Consider the following 20,739-nt stretch of genomic DNA (forward strand, 5'->3'; position numbering starts at 1 on the left):
CCGAACAACTATGCCTTTTACACTTGGTCAACGCTGGATCAGCGATACAGAAAGCGAACTTGGATTAGGAACCGTCGTAGCAATCGATACGCGTATGGTTACCCTCCTCTTCCCTGCCACCGGTGAAAACCGTCTGTACGCTCGCAATGACTCCCCTGTAACCCGCGTGATGTTTAATCCGGGTGACACCGTGACCAGCCATGACGGCTGGCAGCTCAAGATTGAAGACGTAAAAGAAGAGAATGGACTGCTCGCCTACATCGGGACTCGTCTGGACACCGACGAGACCAATGTCGTCCTGCGCGAAGTGCTGCTCGACAGCAAACTGGTGTTCAGTAAGCCGCAGGACCGCCTGTTTGCCGGGCAAATCGACCGTATGGATCGCTTCTCCCTGCGCTATCGCGCGCGTAAGTTCCAGAGTGAACAGTACCGCATGCCGTGGAGCGGCCTGCGCGGCCAGCGCACCAGCCTGATCCCCCACCAGCTGAACATCGCCCACGACGTGGGCCGTCGCCACGCGCCGCGCGTGCTGCTGGCAGATGAAGTGGGTCTGGGTAAAACCATCGAAGCGGGCATGATCCTGCATCAACAGCTGCTTTCCGGCGCTGCAGAGCGCGTGCTGATCGTGGTGCCAGAAACCCTGCAGCACCAGTGGCTGGTTGAAATGCTGCGCCGCTTTAACCTGCGTTTCTCTCTGTTCGATGACGAACGATATGCCGAAGCGCAGCACGACGCCGACAACCCGTTTGAAACCGAACAGCTGGTCATTTGCTCCCTGGACTTCGTGCGCCGCAGCAAGCAGCGTCTTGAGCACCTGTGCGATGCCGAGTGGGACATTATGGTCGTTGACGAAGCGCACCATCTGGTCTGGAGCGAAGACGCGCCGAGCCGCGAATACATGGCTATTGAGCAGCTTGCCGAGCGCGTGCCTGGCGTCCTGCTGCTGACCGCAACGCCGGAGCAGCTGGGTCTGGAAAGCCACTTCGCCCGCTTGCGCCTGCTCGATCCAAACCGTTTCCACGACTTTGCGCAGTTCGTGGAAGAACAGAATAACTACCGTCCGGTCGCGGATGCCGTCGCTATGCTGCTGGCGGGCAAGCGTCTTTCTGATGACGAACTCAACACCCTGAGCGATCTGATTGGCGAGCAGGACATCGAGCCGCTTTTGCAGGCTGCGAACAGCGAGAGCGACAACGCGGAATCCGCGCGTAAAGAGCTGATCGACATGCTGATGGACCGCCACGGCACCAGCCGCGTGCTGTTCCGAAATACCCGTAACGGCGTCAAAGGCTTCCCGAAACGCGAGCTGCATACGATTAAGCTGCCGCTGCCGACGCAGTATCAAACGGCGATTAAAGTCTCCGGCATTATGGGTGCGCGCAAAACCCAGGAAGAGCGCGCCCGCGACATGCTTTATCCGGAACAAATCTACCAGGAATTTGAAGGCGATACCGGCACCTGGTGGAACTTCGATCCGCGCGTGGAGTGGCTGATGGGCTACCTGACCGCGCACCGCTCCCAGAAAGTGCTGGTGATCTGCGCCAAAGCGGCCACCGCGCTGCAGCTGGAGCAGGTCCTGCGCGAGCGTGAAGGCATTCGCGCCGCCGTGTTCCACGAAGGCATGTCCATCGTCGAGCGCGACCGCGCCGCGGCGTGGTTCGGGGAAGAGGACAGCGGCGCACAGGTTCTGCTATGCTCGGAAATCGGCTCTGAAGGCCGTAACTTCCAGTTCGCCAGCAACCTGGTGATGTTCGATCTGCCGTTTAACCCGGATCTGCTGGAGCAGCGTATCGGCCGTCTGGATCGTATCGGCCAGGCGCATGATATTCAGATCCACGTGCCGTATCTCGAAAAAACCGCGCAGTCCGTGCTGGTACGCTGGTTCCACGAAGGTCTGGACGCGTTTGAACATACCTGCCCGACGGGCCGCACCATTTACGATCAGGTGCATAGCGATCTGATCGGCTACCTGGCCGCGCCGGAAAACGCGGAAGGGTTTGATGAGCTGATCAAGTCATGCCGTGAGAAGCACGATGCGCTGAAAGCACAGCTGGAGCAGGGCCGCGACCGCCTGCTGGAGATCCACTCCAACGGCGGTGAAAAAGCGCAGGCGCTTGCCGAAAGCATTGAAGAGCAAGATGATGACACCAGCCTGATCAGCTTCTCCATGAACCTGTTCGACATCGTCGGCATCAACCAGGACGACCGCGGCGAGAACCTGATTGTCCTGACCCCGTCCGATCACATGCTGGTTCCGGATTTCCCCGGCCTGCCGGAAGATGGCTGTACCATCACCTTTGAGCGTGACGTGGCGCTGTCCCGCGAAGACGCCCAGTTTATCACCTGGGAACACCCGCTGATCCGCAACGGGCTGGACCTGATCCTCTCCGGCGATACCGGCAGCAGCACCATCTCCCTGTTGAAAAACAAGGCGCTGCCGGTGGGCACCCTGCTGGTGGAGCTGATCTACGTTGTGGAAGCGCAGGCGCCGAAACAGCTGCAGCTCACCCGCTTCCTGCCGCCAACACCCGTCCGCCTGCTGCTGGACAAAAACGGCACTAACCTGGCGGGACAGGTTGAATTCGAGAGTTTCAACCGACAGCTGAGCGCGGTAAACCGCCATACGGGCAGCAAGCTGGTGAACGCGGTACAGCAGGATGTGCACGCCATTCTGCAACTGGGCGAAACCCAGATTGAAAAAGCGGCCAGAGCGCTGATTGACGCCGCGCGCAGCGAAGCAGACGAGAAACTGTCTGCGGAGCTGTCCCGTCTGGAAGCGTTAAAAGCCGTCAACCCGAACATCCGTGACGACGAGCTGGCGGCGGTTGAAAGCAACCGTCAGCAGGTGCTGGAAAGCCTGAATCAGGCTGGCTGGCGTCTGGATGCCCTGCGTCTTATCGTTGTGACGCATCAGTAAACGGAGCGCAAGATGGTGATGGAGCCTTACAATCCGCCGCAGGATCCCTGGCTGGTCATTCTGTATCAGGATGAACACATTATGGTGGTCAACAAGCCCAGCGGCCTGTTGTCCGTGCCGGGGCGTCTGGACGAGCACAAAGACAGCGTGATGACGCGCATTCAGCGCGATTATCCGCAGGCGGAGTCCGTCCATCGCCTGGATATGGCCACCAGCGGCGTGATTGTGGTGGCGCTGAATAAAGCGGCGGAACGCGAGTTAAAGCGCCAGTTCCGCGAGCGCGAGCCGAAAAAGCAGTATGTCGCCCGCGTCTGGGGCCACCCCGCGCAGGCGGAAGGGCTGGTGGATTTACCGCTGATCTGCGACTGGCCGAACCGGCCAAAGCAGAAGGTGTGTTATGAAACCGGTAAGGCCGCGCAGACCGAGTATGAAGTGCTGGAGTACGCGCCGGATAATACCGCGCGCGTCCTGCTTAAGCCGATTACCGGACGTTCACACCAGCTGCGCGTGCATATGCTCGCCCTGGGTCATCCGATTCTGGGCGACCGCTTCTACGCGCCGCCTGAAGCGCTGGCCTTAGCGCCACGTCTGCAGCTGCACGCCCAGACGCTCACCATCACCCATCCGGCCTTCGGTAACGCGATGACGTTTAAAGCCCCGGTGGACTTCTAAAAAAAAGCCCGACACCGTCGGGCTTTTTCTTATTTGAAACCTTTCTTCTCTTTAATGAGCTCGTACGCCTTCTGGATTTCCTGCGCTTTTTGCTTCGCCATCTCCATCATTTCTGGCGGCAGGCCTTTCGCGACCAGCTTGTCCGGATGATGCTCGCTCATGAGCTTACGATAGGCACGTTTAATCGTGGTCTGATCGTCAGAGGGTTTTACGCCAAGCACGTTGCAGGCATCTTCCAGCGTCGGACCACGCTGCGCCTGCTGCCAGGCACCGCCGGACGACTGCTGGTGATAGCCGCCGCCAAACTGCGCCCCGCCCTGCATCATGCGCAGGAACTGGTCGAACTGCATGCGGGAGATGCCCAGCTCTTCCGCAATGACGTACAGCACATCACGTTCATTAGGATGAAGTGAACCGTCGGCGAAGGCCGCCTGGATTTGAATTTCCAGAAACATCCGAATTAAATCAAAACGTCCGAAGCAGATGCTGCGGAACTGACGCATTTTTTCGCGAAGCGGATAATTATCCGATTTACCGATGCGAAACGCATTTTGCGCAGCCACACGAGATTCACCGTGCAGATTCATGCGATCCATAAAAACGCTGGCAATCTGAATATCGGCTTCTGTGACACGCCCTTTGGATTTGGTTAAGTGCCCCATCACCTCAAAGGTGGTGGAGAAAAAGAGTGACTGACGCTCGCGCTGATTGGCAAACCAGGCCATTTTGCGGCTGCGCGCCTTATCAAACATATGGCCGATAATAAGCCCAAGCACAATCCCCCAGAACCCGGCACCCATGATGATGGCGAACGCAACGCCGATTATTTTACCCCAATACTGCATATACTCCCCGGATAGTCATATTCCTGGCCGACGCAACGTCATCATCACTGTGTTCAAGTCACGGTCAATTGAAGGACATCGCCTATAATTTGCTTTATCATACTCGTCATTCGATAGCGAGCCTAACACTCTGGCACGCAAACGGGCAGGATTAACGCTGGTACTGCGCAGATGAGTAAGATAGTCTCTGAGCGTTTGTAAGCCGTAGCCACTGATGACGGAACAATAAAATACAACGTATGAAAAAACGTATCCCCACCCTCCTGGCCACAATGATTGGCTCCGCCCTGTACAGTCAACAGGGGCTGGCGGCCGATCTCGCCTCGCAGTGTATGCTTGGCGTCCCAAGTTATAATCGCCCACTGGTGAGTGGCGATACAAATAGCTTGCCGGTAACCATTACTGCCGACAGTTCGAAAGGGACTTACCCTGACAATGCCACGTTTACGGGCAATGTAGATATTAACCAGGGCAATAGCCGCCTGCAGGCAGACGAAGTGCAGCTGCACCAGAAGCAGCCGGAAGGTGCGGCCGAGCCGGTACGAACGGTGGATGCGCTGGGTAATGTGCACTATGACGACAATCAGGTCATCCTGAAAGGTCCGAAAGCCTGGTCAAACCTGAATACTAAAGATACTAACGTCTGGAAAGGTGATTACCAGATGGTGGGTCGCCAGGGGCGCGGTGACGCTGACCTGATGAAACAGCGCGGTGAAAACCGCTATACGATCCTGGAAAACGGTACGTTCACGTCATGTCTGCCGGGTTCAAATACCTGGAGCGTGGTCGGGAGCGAGGTTATCCATGACCGCGAAGAACAGGTCGCAGAGATCTGGAACGCCCGCTTTAAGCTGGGCCCTGTTCCCATATTCTACAGCCCTTATCTGCAGCTTCCCGTCGGTGACAAACGTCGCTCCGGTTTCCTGATCCCAAATGCCAAATACAGCACGTCGAACTACTTTGAGTTCTATCTGCCGTATTACTGGAACATCGCGCCAAACATGGATGCGACGATCACGCCGCACTATATCCACAAGCGCGGCAACATCATGTGGGAGAACGAGTTCCGCTATCTGACCCACGCCGGTGCGGGTCTGATGGAGCTGGATTATCTGCCGTCGGATAAAGTCTTCCAGGACGAGCATCCGACCGAAGGCGACAAGCACCGTTGGATGTATTTCTGGCAGCATTCCGGGGTGATGGATCAGGTCTGGCGCTTTAATGTTGACTACACTAAAGTTAGCGATTCGTCTTATTTTAATGACTTCTCGTCCAAATACGGCTCAAGTACCGATGGCTATGCCACGCAGAAATTCAGCGTAGGCTATGCGGTACAGAACTTTGACGCAACCGTCTCAACTAAGCAATTCCAGGTATTTTCTGACCAGTCCACGTCTACCTATGGGGCAGAACCACAGCTGGACGTTAACTGGTATCAGAATGACGTGGGTCCATTCGACACCCGAGTTTACGCTCAGGCGGTACATTTCGTTAACACGGATTCGGACATGCCTGAAGCGACGCGTGTTCACCTTGAGCCGACAATCAATCTGCCGTGGTCTAACGATTGGGCGAGCCTGAATACCGAAGCCAAGCTGATGGCGACTCACTATCAGCAAAAAAATATCGATAATTACAATGCCAGTAGAAATGCCAACCTTGAAGAGTCGGTCAACCGAACGCTTCCGCAGTTCAAAATGGACGGGAAGCTGATCTTCGAGCGTGATATGGCTATGCTGGCGGATGGTTATACCCAGACGCTTGAACCGCGTATGCAGTATTTGTACGTGCCATACCGCGACCAGAGCAAAATCCAGAACTACGACTCCTCTTTACTGCAGTCTGACTACAGCGGCCTGTTCCGTGACCGTACTTACGGCGGTCTTGATCGCATTGCGTCCGCTAACCAGTTAACGACCGGCGTCACAACACGTGTTTATGATGATGCTGCCGTTGAACGTTTTAACGTTTCTGTTGGTCAAATCTACTATTTCACCGAGTCACGCACCGGTGATGACAACATTAACTGGGAGAAAGATAACAAAACGGGATCGCTGGTCTGGGCGGGAGATACTTACTGGCGTATGACCGATCGTTGGGGTCTGCGCGGTGGTGTGCAATATGACACTCGCCTCGATAATATTGCCACAAGTAGTGCTGCTATTGAGTACCGTCGCGATGAAGACCGTATGGTACAGTTGACCTATCGTTATGCCAGCCCGGAATATATTCAGGCGACGTTACCAAACTATGGTACTGCAGAGCAGTATAAAGACGGTATTTCGCAGGTGGGTGGCGCAGCGAGTTGGCCAATCGCCGACCGCTGGTCAATCGTAGGCGCTTACTACTTTGACACTAACGCCAATAAACCTGCTGACCAGATGGTGGGTCTGCAATATAACTCCTGCTGTTACGCGCTGCGTGTCGGCTACGAACGCAAGCTTAACGGCTGGAACAGTGAAAACAATCAGAGCAAATACGATAACGTGATTGGCTTTAACTTCGAGTTACGCGGCCTGAGTTCCAACTACGGTCTGGGTACGCAGAAAATGCTGCGCTCGAATATTCTGCCGTACAGTAGCGCCTTGTAATGTGCTTGATTTGCAACGTAATCCGCTTTGCGGTTAATTGAAATGGAAAAAGTATGAAGAACTGGAAAACGCTGCTGCTCGGTGTCGCTATGGTTGCGAATACCAGCTTCGCGGCCCCCCAGGTTGTTGATAAAGTCGCTGCTGTGGTTAACAACGGCGTCGTGCTTGAAAGTGACGTTGACGGTCTGATGAAATCGGTTAAGCTCAATTCGGGCCAAGCCGGTCAACAGCTTCCGGATGACGCCACGCTGCGCCACCAGATCCTGGAGCGTCTGATCATGGATCAGATCGTTCTGCAGATGGGGCAGAAAATGGGTGTGAAGGTCACTGACGAGCAGCTCGATCAGGCGATCGCTAACATCGCGAAGCAGAACAATATGTCTTTAGACCAGATGCGCAGCCGCCTGGCCTATGACGGCATCAGCTACGCCACCTACCGTAACCAGATCCGTAAAGAGATGCTGATTTCGGAAGTGCGTAACAACGAAGTCCGTCGCCGCGTTACCATCCTGCCTCAGGAAGTGGACGCGCTGGCAAAACAGGTGGGTAACCAGAACGATGCGAGCACAGAGCTGAACCTGAGCCACATTCTGATCCCACTGCCAGAGAACCCAACGTCCGATCAGGCTGCGGAAGCCGAAAGCCAGGCGCGTTCTATTGTTGAACAGGCGCGTAACGGCGGCGACTTTGGCAAGCTGGCAATTACCTACTCCGCTGACCAACAGGCGCTGAAAGGCGGCCAGATGGGCTGGGGACGTATTCAGGAGCTGCCATCGATCTTTGCCCAGGCGCTGAGCACGGCGAAGAAAGGGGATATCGTCGGTCCTATCCGTTCAGGCGTGGGCTTCCACATTCTGAAGGTGAACGATCTGCGCGGCCAGAGCCAAAATATCTCCGTCACCGAAGTTCACGCTCGCCACATTCTTCTGAAACCGTCACCGATCATGACTGACGATCAGGCGCGTGTGAAGCTGGAACAGATCGCAGCAGACATTAAGAGCGGTAAAACCTCATTTGCGAAGGCAGCAAAAGAGTTCTCTCAGGATCCAGGCTCTGCTAACCAGGGCGGCGATCTGGGCTGGGCGGCTGCGGATATTTACGATCCTGCATTCCGCGATGCGTTGATGAAGCTGAACAAAGGCCAGATCAGCGCGCCGGTCCACTCTTCATTCGGCTGGCATCTGATCGAGCTGATGGACACCCGTAACGTTGATAAAACGGATGCGGCACAGAAAGACAGAGCCTACCGTATGCTGTTTAACCGTAAGTTCTCTGAAGAAGCAGCAACCTGGATGCAGGAACAACGCGCCAGCGCTTACGTGAAAGTTCTGAGCAACTAATGAAACAGCATCGTGTTGTTATCACGCCCGGCGAACCCGCCGGGATTGGGCCTGACCTCGTTGTCCAGCTCGCCCAGCGCAGCTGGCCGGTAGAACTGGTTGCCTGCGCCGATGCAACACTGTTACAAGACCGGGCAACGCTGCTCGGTCTGCCTTTAACGCTCATTCCTTACGTTGAAGGCCAACAGCCTGCACCCCAGCAAGCCGGTACGCTCACTCTCCTTTCAGTTCCCCTTCGTACGCCGGTCATCCCGGGCCAGCTCAGCACGGAAAACGGTCACTATGTCGTTGAAACCCTGGCGCGCGCCTGCGACGGTTGTCTGAAGGGCGAATTTGCCGCCCTGATCACCGGCCCCGTCCACAAAGGCGTTATCAACGAAGCGGGTATACCGTTTACCGGGCATACGGAGTTCTTCGAAGAGCGCTCGCACAGCCCGAAAGTGGTGATGATGCTGGCGACGGAGGAAATGCGCGTTGCGCTGGTGACCACCCATCTGCCGATCAAGGCCATTCCTGATGCGATCACCCCTGAACTCCTGCGCGAGATCATCGGGATTTTGCACCACGATCTGCAGACAAAGTTTGGGATCCCGCAGCCGCATGTGCTGGTCTGCGGCCTGAATCCGCACGCCGGAGAAGGCGGGCATATGGGCACCGAAGAGATCGACACCATTATTCCGGTGCTCAACGAAATGCGGGCGAAGGGGATGAACCTCAGCGGGCCGCTGCCTGCGGATACCCTTTTCCAGCCGAAATACCTGGATAATGCCGACGCCGTGCTCGCGATGTACCACGATCAGGGTCTGCCCGTGCTAAAATACCAGGGCTTTGGCCGCGGGGTGAATATCACCCTCGGTTTACCCTTTATTCGAACGTCCGTTGACCACGGTACTGCGCTGGATCTGGCAGGCCAGGGGAAAGCGGATGTCGGCAGTTTTATTACGGCGCTTAATCTCGCCATCAAAATGATTGTTAATACTCAATGACTAATCGAGTCCATCAGGGCCACTTAGCCCGCAAACGTTTCGGGCAAAACTTCCTTAACGATCAGTTCGTGATCGAAAGCATTGTCTCGGCTATTAATCCGCAAAAAGGTCAGGCGATGGTCGAAATCGGCCCGGGCCTTGCCGCACTGACCGAGCCGGTAGGCGAACGCCTCGACGAGCTGACCGTCATCGAACTGGACCGCGATCTGGCCGCACGCCTGCAAACGCACCCGTTCCTCGGGCCGAAGCTGACCATCTATCAGCAGGACGCCATGACCATGAACTTTGGCGAGCTGTCGGAAAAAATGGGCCAGCCATTGCGCGTCTTCGGCAACCTGCCGTACAACATCTCCACGCCGCTCATGTTCCACCTCTTTAGCTATACTGATGCCATTGCCGACATGCACTTCATGTTGCAAAAAGAGGTTGTTAACCGTCTGGTTGCAGGCCCGAACAGTAAAGCGTATGGTCGTTTGAGCGTGATGGCACAGTATTACTGCAACGTGATCCCGGTACTCGAAGTACCGCCGTCAGCGTTCACACCACCACCGAAAGTGGATTCAGCGGTTGTACGCCTCGTGCCGCACAAGACGAAACCGTATCCGGTTAAAGATCTGCGCGTACTGAGCCGCATTACCACAGAAGCCTTTAACCAGCGCCGTAAAACGATCCGTAACAGCCTGAGCAATTCGTTTACCGTTGAGGTGTTAGCCGAGCTGGGGATCGACCCGGCAATGCGTGCGGAGAACATTTCCGTAGAGCAGTACTGCAAGCTGGCTAATTACATCAGCGATAATGCGCCGCCGAAGGAGAGTTAAGCCATGATTGATTCGCCCCGCGTATGTGTCCATGTACAAAGCGTCTATGTTGAATCACAGTCCTCACCGGACGAAGAACGTTTTGTTTTCGCTTACACCGTGACCATTCGCAATCTGGGGCGGATGCCCGTGCAGCTGCGCGGGCGCTACTGGCTTATCACTAACGGCAATGGCCGCGAAATCGAAGTTCAGGGCGAAGGTGTGGTTGGTGAACAGCCCCACATCGCCCCTGGCGAAGAGTACCAGTACACCAGCGGCGCGGTGATTGAAACGCCGATGGGTACCATGCAAGGCCATTATGAAATGGTCGACGTCGATGGCAATGATTTCCGCGTTGCCATTCCTGTGTTCCGTCTCGCCGTAACCACACTCATTCATTAATCTAATGTCTACATATCTGATTGGCGACGTTCACGGTTGCTACGATGAACTGATCGCATTGTTAAAACAGGTCGACTTTACGCCAGGACAGGACACGCTCTGGCTGACAGGCGATTTAGTCGCGCGTGGCCCCGGCTCCCTTGAAGTATTACGTTTCGTCAAATCGCTGGGCGATAGCGTCCGCATGGTGCTGGGCAATCACGATCTGCATCTGCTGGCGGTTTTCGCCGGGATCAGCCGCAACAAGCCTAAAGATCGCCTCACCCCACTGCTGGATGCTCCGGACGCGGACGATCTGATTAACTGGCTGCGCCGTCAGCCCCTGCTGCAGATCGACGAAGAGAAAAAGCTGGTCATGGCGCATGCCGGGATCACGCCACAATGGGATCTTGAGACGGCGAAAACCTGCGCGCGTGACGTTGAGGCGGTGCTGGCGAGCGACTCGTATCCTTTCTTCCTCGATGCCATGTACGGCGATATGCCGAACCACTGGAGCGAGGAACTTAGCGGTCTGGCACGACTGCGCTTTATCACCAACGCGTTCACCCGCATGCGTTTCTGCTTCCCGAACGGACAGCTAGACATGTATTCCAAAGAGACGCCGGAAAGCGCGCCCGCCCCGCTGAAACCGTGGTTTGCCATTCCGGGACCGGTGACAAGCGAGTACAGCGTGGTCTTTGGTCACTGGGCTGCGCTGGAAGGAAAAGGCACACCGGAAGGGATTTACGGTCTGGATACCGGATGCTGCTGGGGCGGAGAGTTAACCTGCTTACGCTGGGAAGATAAAGCTTACTTTGTGCAGCCGTCCAACCGACAGCTGGACTTAGGGGAAAGCGAGGCCGTTGCCTCCTGATACGCTATTCCCTCTCCCGGCCGGGAGAGGGAAAATCACTTAACGACGTTCCAGAATCTCGAAGCAGTAGCTGTGGGAGTTCTGTGCATCCGCGTCGTGGAATTCGCTGAATACCGATTCCCACTCGTCCGGATCGTAGTCCGGGAAATGGGTATCCCCTTCCACTTCTGCATCAATGTGGGTCAGATAAAGCTTCTGCGCTTTTGGCAGGAACTGCTCGTACACGCGCCCACCGCCAATCACCATGATCTCTTCGGCATTGCCGCATGCAGCAATCGCCTCGTCTACGGATTTTACCCATTCGACGCGATCGTCAGTGCCCGGTTGGCTGCTGATAACGATATTCTTACGGCCCGGCAATGGACGACCAATCGACTCCCAGGTCAGGCGGCCCATCACTACCGGCTTGTTTAACGTAGTACGTTTAAACCATGCGAGATCGGCAGGCAGGTTCCACGGCATGGCATTTTCCATACCGATAACGCGGTCCACCGCCAGCGCTGCAATCAGACTGATCATTGAAAATTTCCCGGATGCAAAAAATTGCCGCCACTATACGGAAAGCTTAATCTTTCGTCGACTGGCGGCAGGGTAAAGATAAAGAAATTTTTTAATATTGCTGGCAACTCCACTTCACGCGGAAGGTTTACTCTCGGGCTCGTCAGCCGGATCGCCGGTATGCTTGCCCTCTTCCGTGCCCTGCCAGCCATGGCGCTGGATCAGCGACAGGTGGTTACGGTCCTCGTTAATGATTTCCGTCAGCATCGCGCTGGTGCGTTTGAACACCGCCGCACGCTCGGTGGCCGTACTGCCGGCCATCGCCGCCATCTCTTCAACCATCTCGGTATTAAAGCGGCGGAACAGGTCCGCGCGCTCGCGCGCTTCATAAGCGCCGAGCCCCAGGTTTTCCAGCGCCATGCGGCCAGACTTCAGCGCACCTTCGAACGTTTCACGCTCCGGCGCGTCTACGCCCGCCTGCCGCAGCCGGATGTAGTGATCCACATCGCGCGCCCGGGAAATAATGGTCAGCGCCGGGAAATGTTCTTTTACCAGCTCCACCATCTGCATGCTGGTTTCCGGATCGTCAATGGCGTTAATCAATACCTCTGCTTTTGCCGCCCCGGCGGATTCCAGCAGATCAACGCGGGTCGCATCCCCGTAAAACACCTTCATATCGAATTTACGCAGGGTATCGACATGGTCGGGATCGTGATCGAGGATAACCATCTTCACCCCGCTCGACAGCAGTAAGCGGCCGACGATCTGCCCGTAGCGGCCAAATCCGGCGATGATGACGCGCGGCTGCTCCTCGTCGATCTCGTCGGCCTCGCGCTCCTGCTCGCTGCCAGATTTTTCCAGGCGCGTCAGCACCACCAGCAGCACAGGCGTCGCCGCCATCGACAGTGCGACCGCCAGCGTCAGCGCTTTCGCCCACTCGGGATCGAGCACGTTTGCCATCTGCGCGGCGCCAAAGACCACGAATGCAAATTCACTCCCCTGCCCCAGCAGCACGGCGAACCAGCGGCGCTGCCTGCCCGGCACGTTCAATGGGCGAGCAATCAGCCACAGCATCACCATTTTAATGACCAGGAAGCCGACGAGCAGGATGACGATCCGCAGCGGGTGCGTCACCAGCGTGCCGAAGTCGACGGACATCCCGACGCCAATGAAAAACAGCCCCAGCAGCAACCCTTTAAACGGCTCGATATCGCTTTCCAGCGCGTGACGGTATTCAGAGCTCGCCAGCAGAACGCCTGCGAGGAACGCCCCCATCGCCATCGACAGCCCGGCCTCTTCCAGAAGCAGACCAAAGCCGAACACCAGGAACAGCGCCACGGCGCTGAACACTTCGCGCAGGCCTGAGCGGGCGACAAACCGCAGCAGCGGGCGGGTCACGTAGCGACCAAGCAGCACCACCAGCGCCAGCGCGCCCGCCACCTTCAGCGCCGACAGCGCAAAAGCGCCCAGCGTGGTAGAGGAACCGCTGGCCGCCAGCAGCGGGATCATCGCCACCAGCGGGATAGCAGCAATGTCCTGGAACAGCAGCACGGAGAACGCGCTGCGTCCCATCTGGGAGACCGTCAGATTTCGCTCATTCATCGCCTGCATGGCAATCGCCGTCGAGGAGAGCGCCAGCGTCATGCCGATGAGCTCTGCCACTTTCCAGTCCATGCCCAACAGGATGCAGAACCCACCCAGCAGCAGGCCGCAGGCCACCATCTGAAGCGCCCCGCCGCCAAATACCGAGGCGCGAAGCTTCCACAGCCGCTGCGGGTCGAGCTCCAGGCCAATCACAAACAGCATCAGCACCACGCCAATTTCAGCGAAATGCAGTATCGCTTCGGCATCGGTGACTAAACGAAAGCCCCACGGCCCAATGACGCAGCCCGCAATCAGGTAGCCGAGAACAGATCCCAGCCCCAGGCGTACCGCCACGGGCACAATCAGCGCCGCCGCGCCGAGGTAAATCAGCGCCTGTATCAGCGTATGGCTATCCATGGTGCGTCTCCTGCCACTCAAGTAAGCGTTGTTTATAATGGCGAGCCTGCGCCTGCAGCGTTTCATCGTCGCAAACGAACGTGCAGTGCATCGCAAACGGCGGGAGCCAGTTCAAACCGCAATAGAGCGCAGTCGCCTGCAGCGGCTGTGCCAGGACGTCAAAACCCGGGAAGGAACCAATATCAAAATGGCTTTCCCCACCGCCGGTGGTGACTGCCCACATCAGGCTTTTCCCTTTTAGCGCATTGCCGTTGTGGCCATACGCCCAGCCGTGGGAGAAGACTTTATCAATCCACAGCTTCAGAAGCGGGGGCGTGCTGTACCACTGCATGGGATGCTGCCAGATAATCAGATCGGCACGGGAAAGCGCCTCCTGTTCGGCGGCGATATCGATATTAAAATCGGGATAGAGTTGATAGAGGGAACGTATCTCTACGTTATCAAGCGTCCTTACCTGCTCAAGCATCCGCTTATTCGCATGTGAGTGCTGCGGATAAGGATGGGCATATATTATCAGAATCATTGATTAGCCTGTTGTTACTGCTTTCTTTTAACAAAAGAGTGTAGTCAGTAATTCAACAGGCTAATAGTGAATATTATTGACGGGCTTACGTCAGAATTCTGAATTAGTTATCCAGCTCGCCCATGGATTTCACCTGGTCACGGTTGATCTGCTCAGTTTGACCGGTTTCGGCGTTTTTGTACGACACCAGACCGGTATCGTCATCTACCTGCGGTTTGCCGTCGGTGACAATGGTTTTGCCATCGGTGGTTTTTACGGCCTGATTAGACGAACAGCCCGCAACGGTAAACATTGTCGTGGCAGCCAGAACGGAAGCGATCAGTAATTTATTTTGCATGGTGTTTTCCCCTGCTCTCAGTTGAATTTCGTTATCGACCTAACCATTTTAGGCTAACTGACTGAAAGCGGATGAAAAACCAGAAGGTTCTGAAGATGGGAGAATGCCCGGCAACCGAACGGAACCGGGCATTTTTACTTACTTGCTAATCTGCGCGTGCATTTCCTGCACTGAAATCACCTTCTCGGTGGCATCCGCGTTCAGCGCCATGGCCGTTGCGAAACCGCCGTTCAGGGTGGTGTCGTAGTGTACTTTGTACTGCAGCGCGCTGCGGCGAATCAGCTTGGAGTCTTCAATCGCCTGGCGGCCTGCGGTGGTGTTGATGATGTAGGTGTATTCGCCATTCTTGATACGATCCTGAATGTGCGGACGACCTTCATGCACCTTGTTCACCAGACGCGGGTTGATGCCGGCTTCGCCCAGCACAATCGCCGTACCGTGGGTTGCGTCCAGCTCGAAGCCCTGTTTCAGCAGCTTGGCGGCCAGGTCAACCACGCGCTCTTTGTCGCCTTCGCGAACGGAGAGCAGCGCACGGCCTGATTTTCTCATGGTGGAGCTACTGCCCAGCTGCGCCTTCGCAAACGCTTCTGCGAAGGTGCGGCCCACGCCCATCACTTCCCCGGTAGAGCGCATTTCTGGCCCTAACAGCGGGTCAACGCCCGGGAATTTGTTGAACGGCAGCACCACTTCTTTCACCGAGTAGTACGGTGGAATGATCTCTTTGGTCACGCCCTGCTGCGCCAGCGTCTGGCCCGCCATCACGCGCGCCGCCACTTTCGCCAGCGGTACGCCGGTGGCTTTGGAGACGAACGGTACGGTACGTGCCGCACGCGGGTTCACTTCAATCAGGTAGACTTCGTTGTCTTTCACCGCGAACTGAACGTTCATCAGGCCGCGAACCTGCAGCTCGAAGGCCAGCTTCTGCACCTGCTGGCGCATCACGTCCTGAATCTCCTGGCTCAGGGTGTACGCTGGCAGAGAACAGGCGGAGTCGCCGGAGTGCACGCCTGCCTGCTCAATGTGCTCCATGATGCCGCCAATCAGCACCATTTCGCCGTCGCAGATGGCGTCCACGTCCACTTCCACCGCGTCGTCGAGGAAGCGGTCGAGCAGCACTGGCGCATCGTTCGACACGCTTACCGCGGTCTGGAAGTAGCGGCGCAGGTCGGCTTCGTCATACACGATTTCCATCGCGCGGCCGCCCAGCACGTAGGAAGGACGCACCACCAGCGGGTAGCCAATCTCTTTCGCCTTCTCAACGGCCATTTCAATGGCGGTGACGGTGGCGTTCGCCGGCTGTTTCAGCTTCAGACGGTCAACCGCCTGCTGGAAACGCTCGCGGTCTTCCGCACGGTCAATCGCATCCGGGCTGGTGCCGATAACCGGCACGCCTGCTGCTTCCAGCGCGCGCGCCAGCTTCAGCGGGGTCTGGCCGCCGTACTGCACGATAACGCCTTTTGGCTTCTCGATGCGCACGATTTCCAGCACGTCTTCCAGCGTCACCGGCTCGAAGTAGAGGCGGTCAGAGGTGTCGTAGTCGGTAGAGACGGTTTCCGGGTTACAGTTGACCATGATGGTCTCGTAACCGTCTTCGCGCAGCGCCAGCGAGGCGTGTACGCAGCAGTAGTCGAACTCGATGCCCTGGCCGATACGGTTTGGACCGCCGCCCAGCACCATAATCTTGTCGCGGTCGACGGACGGGTTCGCTTCACACTCGTCTTCATAGGTGGAGTACATGTAGGCGGTGTCGGTCGAGAATTCAGCCGCACAGGTGTCCACGCGCTTGTAGACCGGGTGCAGGTCGTACTGGTCGCGCAGCTTGCGGATTTCCGCTTCGCGCACGCCCGCCAGCTTAGCCAGACGCGCGTCGGCGAAGCCTTTACGCTTCAGCACGCGCAGGAAGTCAGCGTCCAGGCCGGTGATGCCCAGCTCAGCGACCTGTTCTTCCAGACGCACCAGCTCTTCAATCTGCACCAGGAACCAGCGGTCGATGTTGGTCAGGTTGAACACGCCGTCGACGGACAGGCCCGCACGGAAGGCATCGGCGATATACCAGATACGCTCTGCGCCAGCGTCTTTCAGCTCGCGGCGAATTTTGGTCAGCGCTTCCGGGTCGTCCAGGCTCACTTTCGGGTCGAAGCCGGTCGCGCCCACTTCGAGGCCGCGCAGCGCTTTCTGCAGGGATTCCTGCTGCGTGCGGCCAATCGCCATCACTTCACCGACAGATTTCATCTGGGTGGTCAAACGGTCGTTCGCGCCTGCGAACTTCTCGAAGTTGAAGCGTGGAATTTTGGTGACAACGTAGTCGATGGACGGCTCGAAGGACGCAGGCGTGCGGCCACCGGTGATGTCGTTCATCAGCTCGTCGAGGGTGTAACCCACCGCCAGCTTCGCCGCCACTTTCGCAATCGGGAAGCCGGTCGCTTTAGAGGCCAGCGCGGAGGAACGGGACACGCGCGGGTTCATTTCGATAACAATCAGACGGCCAGTTTTCGGGTTCACCGAGAACTGCACGTTAGAACCGCCGGTTTCCACGCCGATTTCACGCAGTACCGCCATCGAGGCGTTACGCATGATTTGATACTCTTTGTCGGTCAGGGTCTGGGCTGGCGCAACGGTGATGGAGTCGCCGGTGTGGATACCCATCGCATCGAAGTTTTCGATGGAGCAGACGATGATGCAGTTGTCGTTTTTATCACGCACCACTTCCATCTCGTACTCTTTCCAGCCAATCAGCGATTCATCAATCAGCAGCTCTTTGGTTGGAGAGAGATCCAGACCGCGCTCGCAAATCTCTTCGAACTCTTCGCGGTTGTAGGCGATGCCGCCGCCGGTGCCGCCCATAGTGAACGATGGACGGATGATGCACGGATAGCCCACGTCAGCCGCGACGGCCAGCGCTTCTTCCATATTGTGTGCGATACCGGAACGCGCGGTGTCGAGGCCGATTTTCTTCATCGCCACGTCGAAGCGGCGACGGTCTTCTGCTTTATCAATCGCGTCGGCGGTCGCACCAATCATGGTCACGCCGAACTCTTCCAGCACGCCCTGACGCTCCAGCTCCAGCGCACAGTTCAGCGCCGTCTGGCCGCCCATGGTTGGCAGCACCGCGTCCGGACGCTCTTTCTCGATGATTTTACGCACCACTTCCCAGTGAATCGGCTCGATGTAGGTTGCATCGGCCATTTCCGGGTCGGTCATGATGGTTGCCGGATTAGAGTTTACCAGGATTACGCGGTAACCCTCTTCACGCAGGGCTTTACACGCCTGCGCGCCGGAGTAGTCGAATTCGCAGGCCTGGCCGATGACGATCGGGCCAGCGCCAAGGATCAGGATGCTTTTTATGTCTGTACGTTTTGGCATTGTCTTCTCGGCTCCTGATTATTTAGCGGTCTTACGGTATTGCTCGATAAGTTCGATGAAGTGATCGAACAGCGGCGCGGCGTCGTGTGGGCCCGGGCTGGCTTCCGGGTGACCCTGGAAGCTGAATGCTGGCTTATCGGTACGGTGGATACCCTGCAGGGTGCCATCGAACAACGACTTATGGGTCACGCGCAGGTTAGCCGGCATCGAGGCTTCATCGACGGCAAAGCCGTGGTTCTGCGCGGTGATCATCACCGTGTTGTTATCGATGTCTTTCACCGGGTGGTTACCACCGTGGTGGCCGAACTTCATCTTAACGGTGTTCGCACCGCTCGCCAGCGCCAGCAGCTGATGGCCGAGGCAGATGCCGAATACCGGGATATCAGTTTCCAGGAAGGACTTGATGGCGGCGATGGCGTAATCACACGGCGCCGGGTCACCAGGGCCGTTGGACAGGAAAATACCGTCCGGATTCATCTTCAGCACGTCTTCGGCAGACGTTTGTGCCGGAACCACCGTCAGGCGGCAGCCGCGGTCAACCAGCATGCGCAGGATGTTGCGCTTGGCGCCGAAATCGTAGGCCACCACGTGGAACGGCAGCTCGCTCTCTTTTTTCGCTTCCGGCAGGTCGCCTTCCAGCGTCCAGCTACCCTGAGTCCAGCTGTAGGCTTCAGCGGTCGTCACTTCTTTCGCCAGGTCCATGCCGTTCAGGCCCGGGAAGGCTTTCGCTTTTTCCAGCGCCAGCGTCGCATCGAGGTTATCACCCGCGATGATGCAGCCGTTCTGTGCACCCTTCTCGCGCAGCAGACGCGTTAACTTACGGGTATCGATATCGGCAATCGCCACGATGTTATGGCGCTTCAGATAAGAAGAGAGGTCTTCGGTATTGCGGAAGTTGCTGGCAATCAGCGGCAGGTCGCGGATGACCAGGCCTTGCGCATGTACCTGAGAAGATTCTTCGTCAGCCGCATTGGTGCCGACATTGCCGATATGAGGATAAGTAAGAGTAACGATTTGGCGAGAATAGGAAGGATCAGTGAGGATTTCTTGATAACCGGTCATTGAAGTATTGAAAACGACTTCCCCAACCGCCGAACCCGTTGCCCCTATGGCCCGACCGATAAACTGGGTTCCGTCTTCCAGAACCAATAGCGCTGACTTAATCAAAACACCCTCCAGAGAATATTCACTCACTTTATTTGCATATTAATTCATAGCATGTCATGGATCAATGCAAATGTGTTGCCAGCGGATTTTTGGCAAACGGCGGCATTCTGGGGATTTGGTGGGTAAAAGTCAACTTAAAACGGATATTTTGTTTACTCTTTTGCAAGTCTGACGAGTGGAATGCGGCTTAAGCGACAAAAACATCAGGTAAATCACTGCAGAAAACGCTTGCGCGCCTGGTTTAATGAAAAGTGAGCTAGCGCAGCACCATAAAGTAGACCAAATGGTCAAAATTTACATTTCAGTAACGTTAAAACGCTATAAGAGATAGATATTTAGAGCATTAATAAGAAATACACCATGAAACAGATAAAATAAAAGGGCAATAAAATATTGCCCTATGCAATCAAACAATTACGACTGCAACAACCACATCACGATGGGTAATAATGCTTACAAATTGTTGAGATCGAGCACGTCTCGCATATCAAAAAGGCCATCTTTCTTGTTTTTAAGCCACAAAGCGGAACGTACCGCACCGTTGGCGAACGTCATTCGGCTGGAGGCTTTATGCGTAATTTCGACGCGCTCACCAATATCGGCGAACATCGCCGTATGTTCGCCGACGATGTCACCCGCTCGCACGGTTGCAAAACCAATGGTGCCCGGCACGCGTTCGCCGGTGTAGCCTTCGCGGGTGTAAACCGCGCAGTCTTTTAAATCTTTATCAAGTGCATGAGCAATCGCTTCGCCCATCGCCAGCGCCGTACCTGATGGCGCATCAACTTTGTAACGGTGGTGAGCTTCTACGATCTCAATATCGGTATAGTTGCCCATCACCTTCGCGGCCTTCTCCAGCAGCTTCAGCATGACGTTAACGCCCACGCTGAAGTTTGCGGCGAAGACAATCGCAATCTCTTTTGATGCATCCTGGATAGCCTGCTTACCCGCATCGTCAAAACCGGTGGTGCCGATCACCATCCCCTTGCCGTGCTGGCGACAAAACGCCAGATGCGCGAGCGTCCCTTCCGGGCGGGTAAAATCGATGAATACATCGAAGTCCTCTTTTACCGCCTCCAGGCTACTTTGCACGGTAACGCCCGTGTGGCCTGCGCCCGCCAGCTCACCGGCATCGGTCCCCAGAAGTGAAGAACCTTCACGCTCCAGAGCCGCGCCAAGCGCGACGCCATCCATCTGAAGTGCCGCCTGAATAAGCTGACGGCCCATACGTCCACCCGCGCCCGCAATGGCGACACGGATCTGTGCATCATGCATAGTTATTCTCTTACGTTAAAATGATGTAAACCGTTTTCAGATTAACCAGCCTTGTGAAGCACTGCCAACTGAAAACACCGATAATTAGAATTTAACGTGAAACCGACTTAAATATCAGTAAAAGACATGATTTTATCGTCACGATAAAGTAACGGGTAAAAAAAAGGCCAGC

The 20,739-nt window shown here is 56.2% G+C and carries 16 protein-coding genes; 8 read left to right on the top strand and 8 right to left on the bottom strand.

The features are described 5' to 3' along the window. Positions 1-10 precede the first annotated feature (10 nt). Together rapA and rluA are read left to right on the top strand one after the other, a co-directional pair. Positions 11-2,917, top strand: coding sequence for an RNA polymerase-associated protein RapA (rapA, locus tag DFO52_RS15100; RefSeq protein WP_133550683.1), 2,907 nt, complete (start codon positions 11-13; stop codon positions 2,915-2,917). 12 nt (positions 2,918-2,929) lie between these two features. After that, complete coding sequence (rluA, locus tag DFO52_RS15105; RefSeq protein WP_008502014.1) at positions 2,930-3,589, top strand: bifunctional tRNA pseudouridine(32) synthase/23S rRNA pseudouridine(746) synthase RluA; 660 nt, start codon at positions 2,930-2,932, stop codon at positions 3,587-3,589. A gap of 29 nt (positions 3,590-3,618) precedes the next feature. On the opposite strand, the gene djlA is transcribed toward rluA, so the two are convergent. Beyond that, complete coding sequence (gene djlA, locus DFO52_RS15110) at positions 3,619-4,434, bottom strand: co-chaperone DjlA (protein ID WP_047646618.1); 816 nt, start codon at positions 4,432-4,434, stop codon at positions 3,619-3,621. A gap of 239 nt (positions 4,435-4,673) precedes the next feature. On the opposite strand from djlA, the gene lptD reads away from it, so the two are divergent. Genes lptD through apaH form a run of 6 tightly spaced genes read left to right on the top strand, consistent with a single transcriptional unit; the run spans position 4,674 to position 11,403 of the window. Further along, entirely contained in the window at positions 4,674-7,025 is a 2,352-nt protein-coding gene (gene lptD / locus DFO52_RS15115) for an LPS assembly protein LptD (protein ID WP_133550684.1), read from the top strand. Between the two features lie 53 nt (positions 7,026-7,078). Beyond that, on the top strand, positions 7,079-8,365 hold the full coding sequence (surA, locus tag DFO52_RS15120; protein WP_133550685.1) for a peptidylprolyl isomerase SurA: 1,287 nt from the start codon (positions 7,079-7,081) through the stop codon (positions 8,363-8,365). Then, complete coding sequence (gene pdxA, locus DFO52_RS15125) at positions 8,365-9,351, top strand: 4-hydroxythreonine-4-phosphate dehydrogenase PdxA (RefSeq protein WP_133550686.1); 987 nt, start codon at positions 8,365-8,367, stop codon at positions 9,349-9,351. The genes surA and pdxA overlap by 1 nt, the downstream gene beginning before the upstream one ends. Then, positions 9,348-10,169 carry a 16S rRNA (adenine(1518)-N(6)/adenine(1519)-N(6))-dimethyltransferase RsmA gene (gene rsmA, locus DFO52_RS15130; RefSeq protein WP_023310362.1) on the top strand — a complete coding sequence of 274 codons (822 nt, stop codon included), beginning with the start codon at positions 9,348-9,350 and terminating at the stop codon, positions 10,167-10,169. The genes pdxA and rsmA overlap by 4 nt, the downstream gene beginning before the upstream one ends. Before the next feature lie 3 nt (positions 10,170-10,172). Next, complete coding sequence (apaG, locus tag DFO52_RS15135; protein WP_023310361.1) at positions 10,173-10,550, top strand: Co2+/Mg2+ efflux protein ApaG; 378 nt, start codon at positions 10,173-10,175, stop codon at positions 10,548-10,550. A 4-nt stretch (positions 10,551-10,554) separates the two neighbouring features. Then, positions 10,555-11,403: a bis(5'-nucleosyl)-tetraphosphatase (symmetrical) ApaH gene (gene apaH, locus DFO52_RS15140; RefSeq protein WP_047646615.1), complete on the top strand. Its 849-nt coding sequence runs from the start codon at positions 10,555-10,557 to the stop codon at positions 11,401-11,403. A 39-nt stretch (positions 11,404-11,442) separates the two neighbouring features. On the opposite strand, the gene folA is transcribed toward apaH, so the two are convergent. From folA to dapB, 7 genes are all read right to left on the bottom strand, one after another. Continuing rightward, a complete protein-coding gene (gene folA / locus DFO52_RS15145; RefSeq protein ID WP_008502023.1) occupies positions 11,443-11,922 on the bottom strand; it encodes a type 3 dihydrofolate reductase in 480 nt (159 codons plus the stop codon). 114 nt (positions 11,923-12,036) lie between these two features. Continuing rightward, a complete protein-coding gene (gene kefC / locus DFO52_RS15150; protein WP_133550687.1) occupies positions 12,037-13,902 on the bottom strand; it encodes a glutathione-regulated potassium-efflux system protein KefC in 1,866 nt (621 codons plus the stop codon). After that, on the bottom strand, positions 13,895-14,425 hold the full coding sequence (gene kefF / locus DFO52_RS15155) for a glutathione-regulated potassium-efflux system oxidoreductase KefF (RefSeq protein WP_023310358.1): 531 nt from the start codon (positions 14,423-14,425) through the stop codon (positions 13,895-13,897). Before kefF ends, kefC begins: the two co-directional genes overlap by 8 nt. 103 nt (positions 14,426-14,528) lie before the next feature. Continuing rightward, a complete protein-coding gene (locus tag DFO52_RS15160) occupies positions 14,529-14,762 on the bottom strand; it encodes a YgdI/YgdR family lipoprotein (RefSeq protein WP_023310357.1) in 234 nt (77 codons plus the stop codon). Between the two features lie 138 nt (positions 14,763-14,900). After that, positions 14,901-18,125, bottom strand: a complete 3,225-nt coding sequence (gene carB / locus DFO52_RS15165; RefSeq protein ID WP_023310356.1) for a carbamoyl-phosphate synthase large subunit — start codon at positions 18,123-18,125, stop codon at positions 14,901-14,903. An 18-nt stretch (positions 18,126-18,143) separates the two neighbouring features. Then, on the bottom strand, positions 18,144-19,292 hold the full coding sequence (carA, locus tag DFO52_RS15170; RefSeq protein WP_010427050.1) for a glutamine-hydrolyzing carbamoyl-phosphate synthase small subunit: 1,149 nt from the start codon (positions 19,290-19,292) through the stop codon (positions 18,144-18,146). 453 nt (positions 19,293-19,745) lie between these two features. Continuing rightward, the gene (gene dapB, locus DFO52_RS15175; protein WP_029740868.1) at positions 19,746-20,567 is read right to left on the bottom strand and encodes a 4-hydroxy-tetrahydrodipicolinate reductase; all 822 of its coding nucleotides are present in this window, start codon (positions 20,565-20,567) and stop codon (positions 19,746-19,748) included. Positions 20,568-20,739 lie beyond the last annotated feature (172 nt).

The sequence above is a fragment of the Enterobacter sp. AG326 genome (assembly GCF_004362415.1).
GTDB classification, from domain to species: domain Bacteria; phylum Pseudomonadota; class Gammaproteobacteria; order Enterobacterales; family Enterobacteriaceae; genus Enterobacter; species Enterobacter asburiae.

Bases quoted from the DNA above. Each gene is read 5' to 3' on its own strand.
- rapA (WP_133550683.1), top strand. From the start codon at position 11: ATGCCTTTTACACTTGGTCAACGCTGGATCAGCGATACAGAAAGCGAA.
- rluA (WP_008502014.1), top strand. From the start codon at position 2,930: ATGGTGATGGAGCCTTACAATCCGCCGCAGGATCCCTGGCTGGTCATT.
- djlA (WP_047646618.1), bottom strand. From the start codon at position 4,434: ATGCAGTATTGGGGTAAAATAATCGGCGTTGCGTTCGCCATCATCATG.
- lptD (WP_133550684.1), top strand. From the start codon at position 4,674: ATGAAAAAACGTATCCCCACCCTCCTGGCCACAATGATTGGCTCCGCC.
- surA (WP_133550685.1), top strand. From the start codon at position 7,079: ATGAAGAACTGGAAAACGCTGCTGCTCGGTGTCGCTATGGTTGCGAAT.
- pdxA (WP_133550686.1), top strand. From the start codon at position 8,365: ATGAAACAGCATCGTGTTGTTATCACGCCCGGCGAACCCGCCGGGATT.
- rsmA (WP_023310362.1), top strand. From the start codon at position 9,348: ATGACTAATCGAGTCCATCAGGGCCACTTAGCCCGCAAACGTTTCGGG.
- apaG (WP_023310361.1), top strand. From the start codon at position 10,173: ATGATTGATTCGCCCCGCGTATGTGTCCATGTACAAAGCGTCTATGTT.
- apaH (WP_047646615.1), top strand. From the start codon at position 10,555: ATGTCTACATATCTGATTGGCGACGTTCACGGTTGCTACGATGAACTG.
- folA (WP_008502023.1), bottom strand. From the start codon at position 11,922: ATGATCAGTCTGATTGCAGCGCTGGCGGTGGACCGCGTTATCGGTATG.
- kefC (WP_133550687.1), bottom strand. From the start codon at position 13,902: ATGGATAGCCATACGCTGATACAGGCGCTGATTTACCTCGGCGCGGCG.
- kefF (WP_023310358.1), bottom strand. From the start codon at position 14,425: ATGATTCTGATAATATATGCCCATCCTTATCCGCAGCACTCACATGCG.
- DFO52_RS15160 (WP_023310357.1), bottom strand. From the start codon at position 14,762: ATGCAAAATAAATTACTGATCGCTTCCGTTCTGGCTGCCACGACAATG.
- carB (WP_023310356.1), bottom strand. From the start codon at position 18,125: ATGCCAAAACGTACAGACATAAAAAGCATCCTGATCCTTGGCGCTGGC.
- dapB (WP_029740868.1), bottom strand. From the start codon at position 20,567: ATGCATGATGCACAGATCCGTGTCGCCATTGCGGGCGCGGGTGGACGT.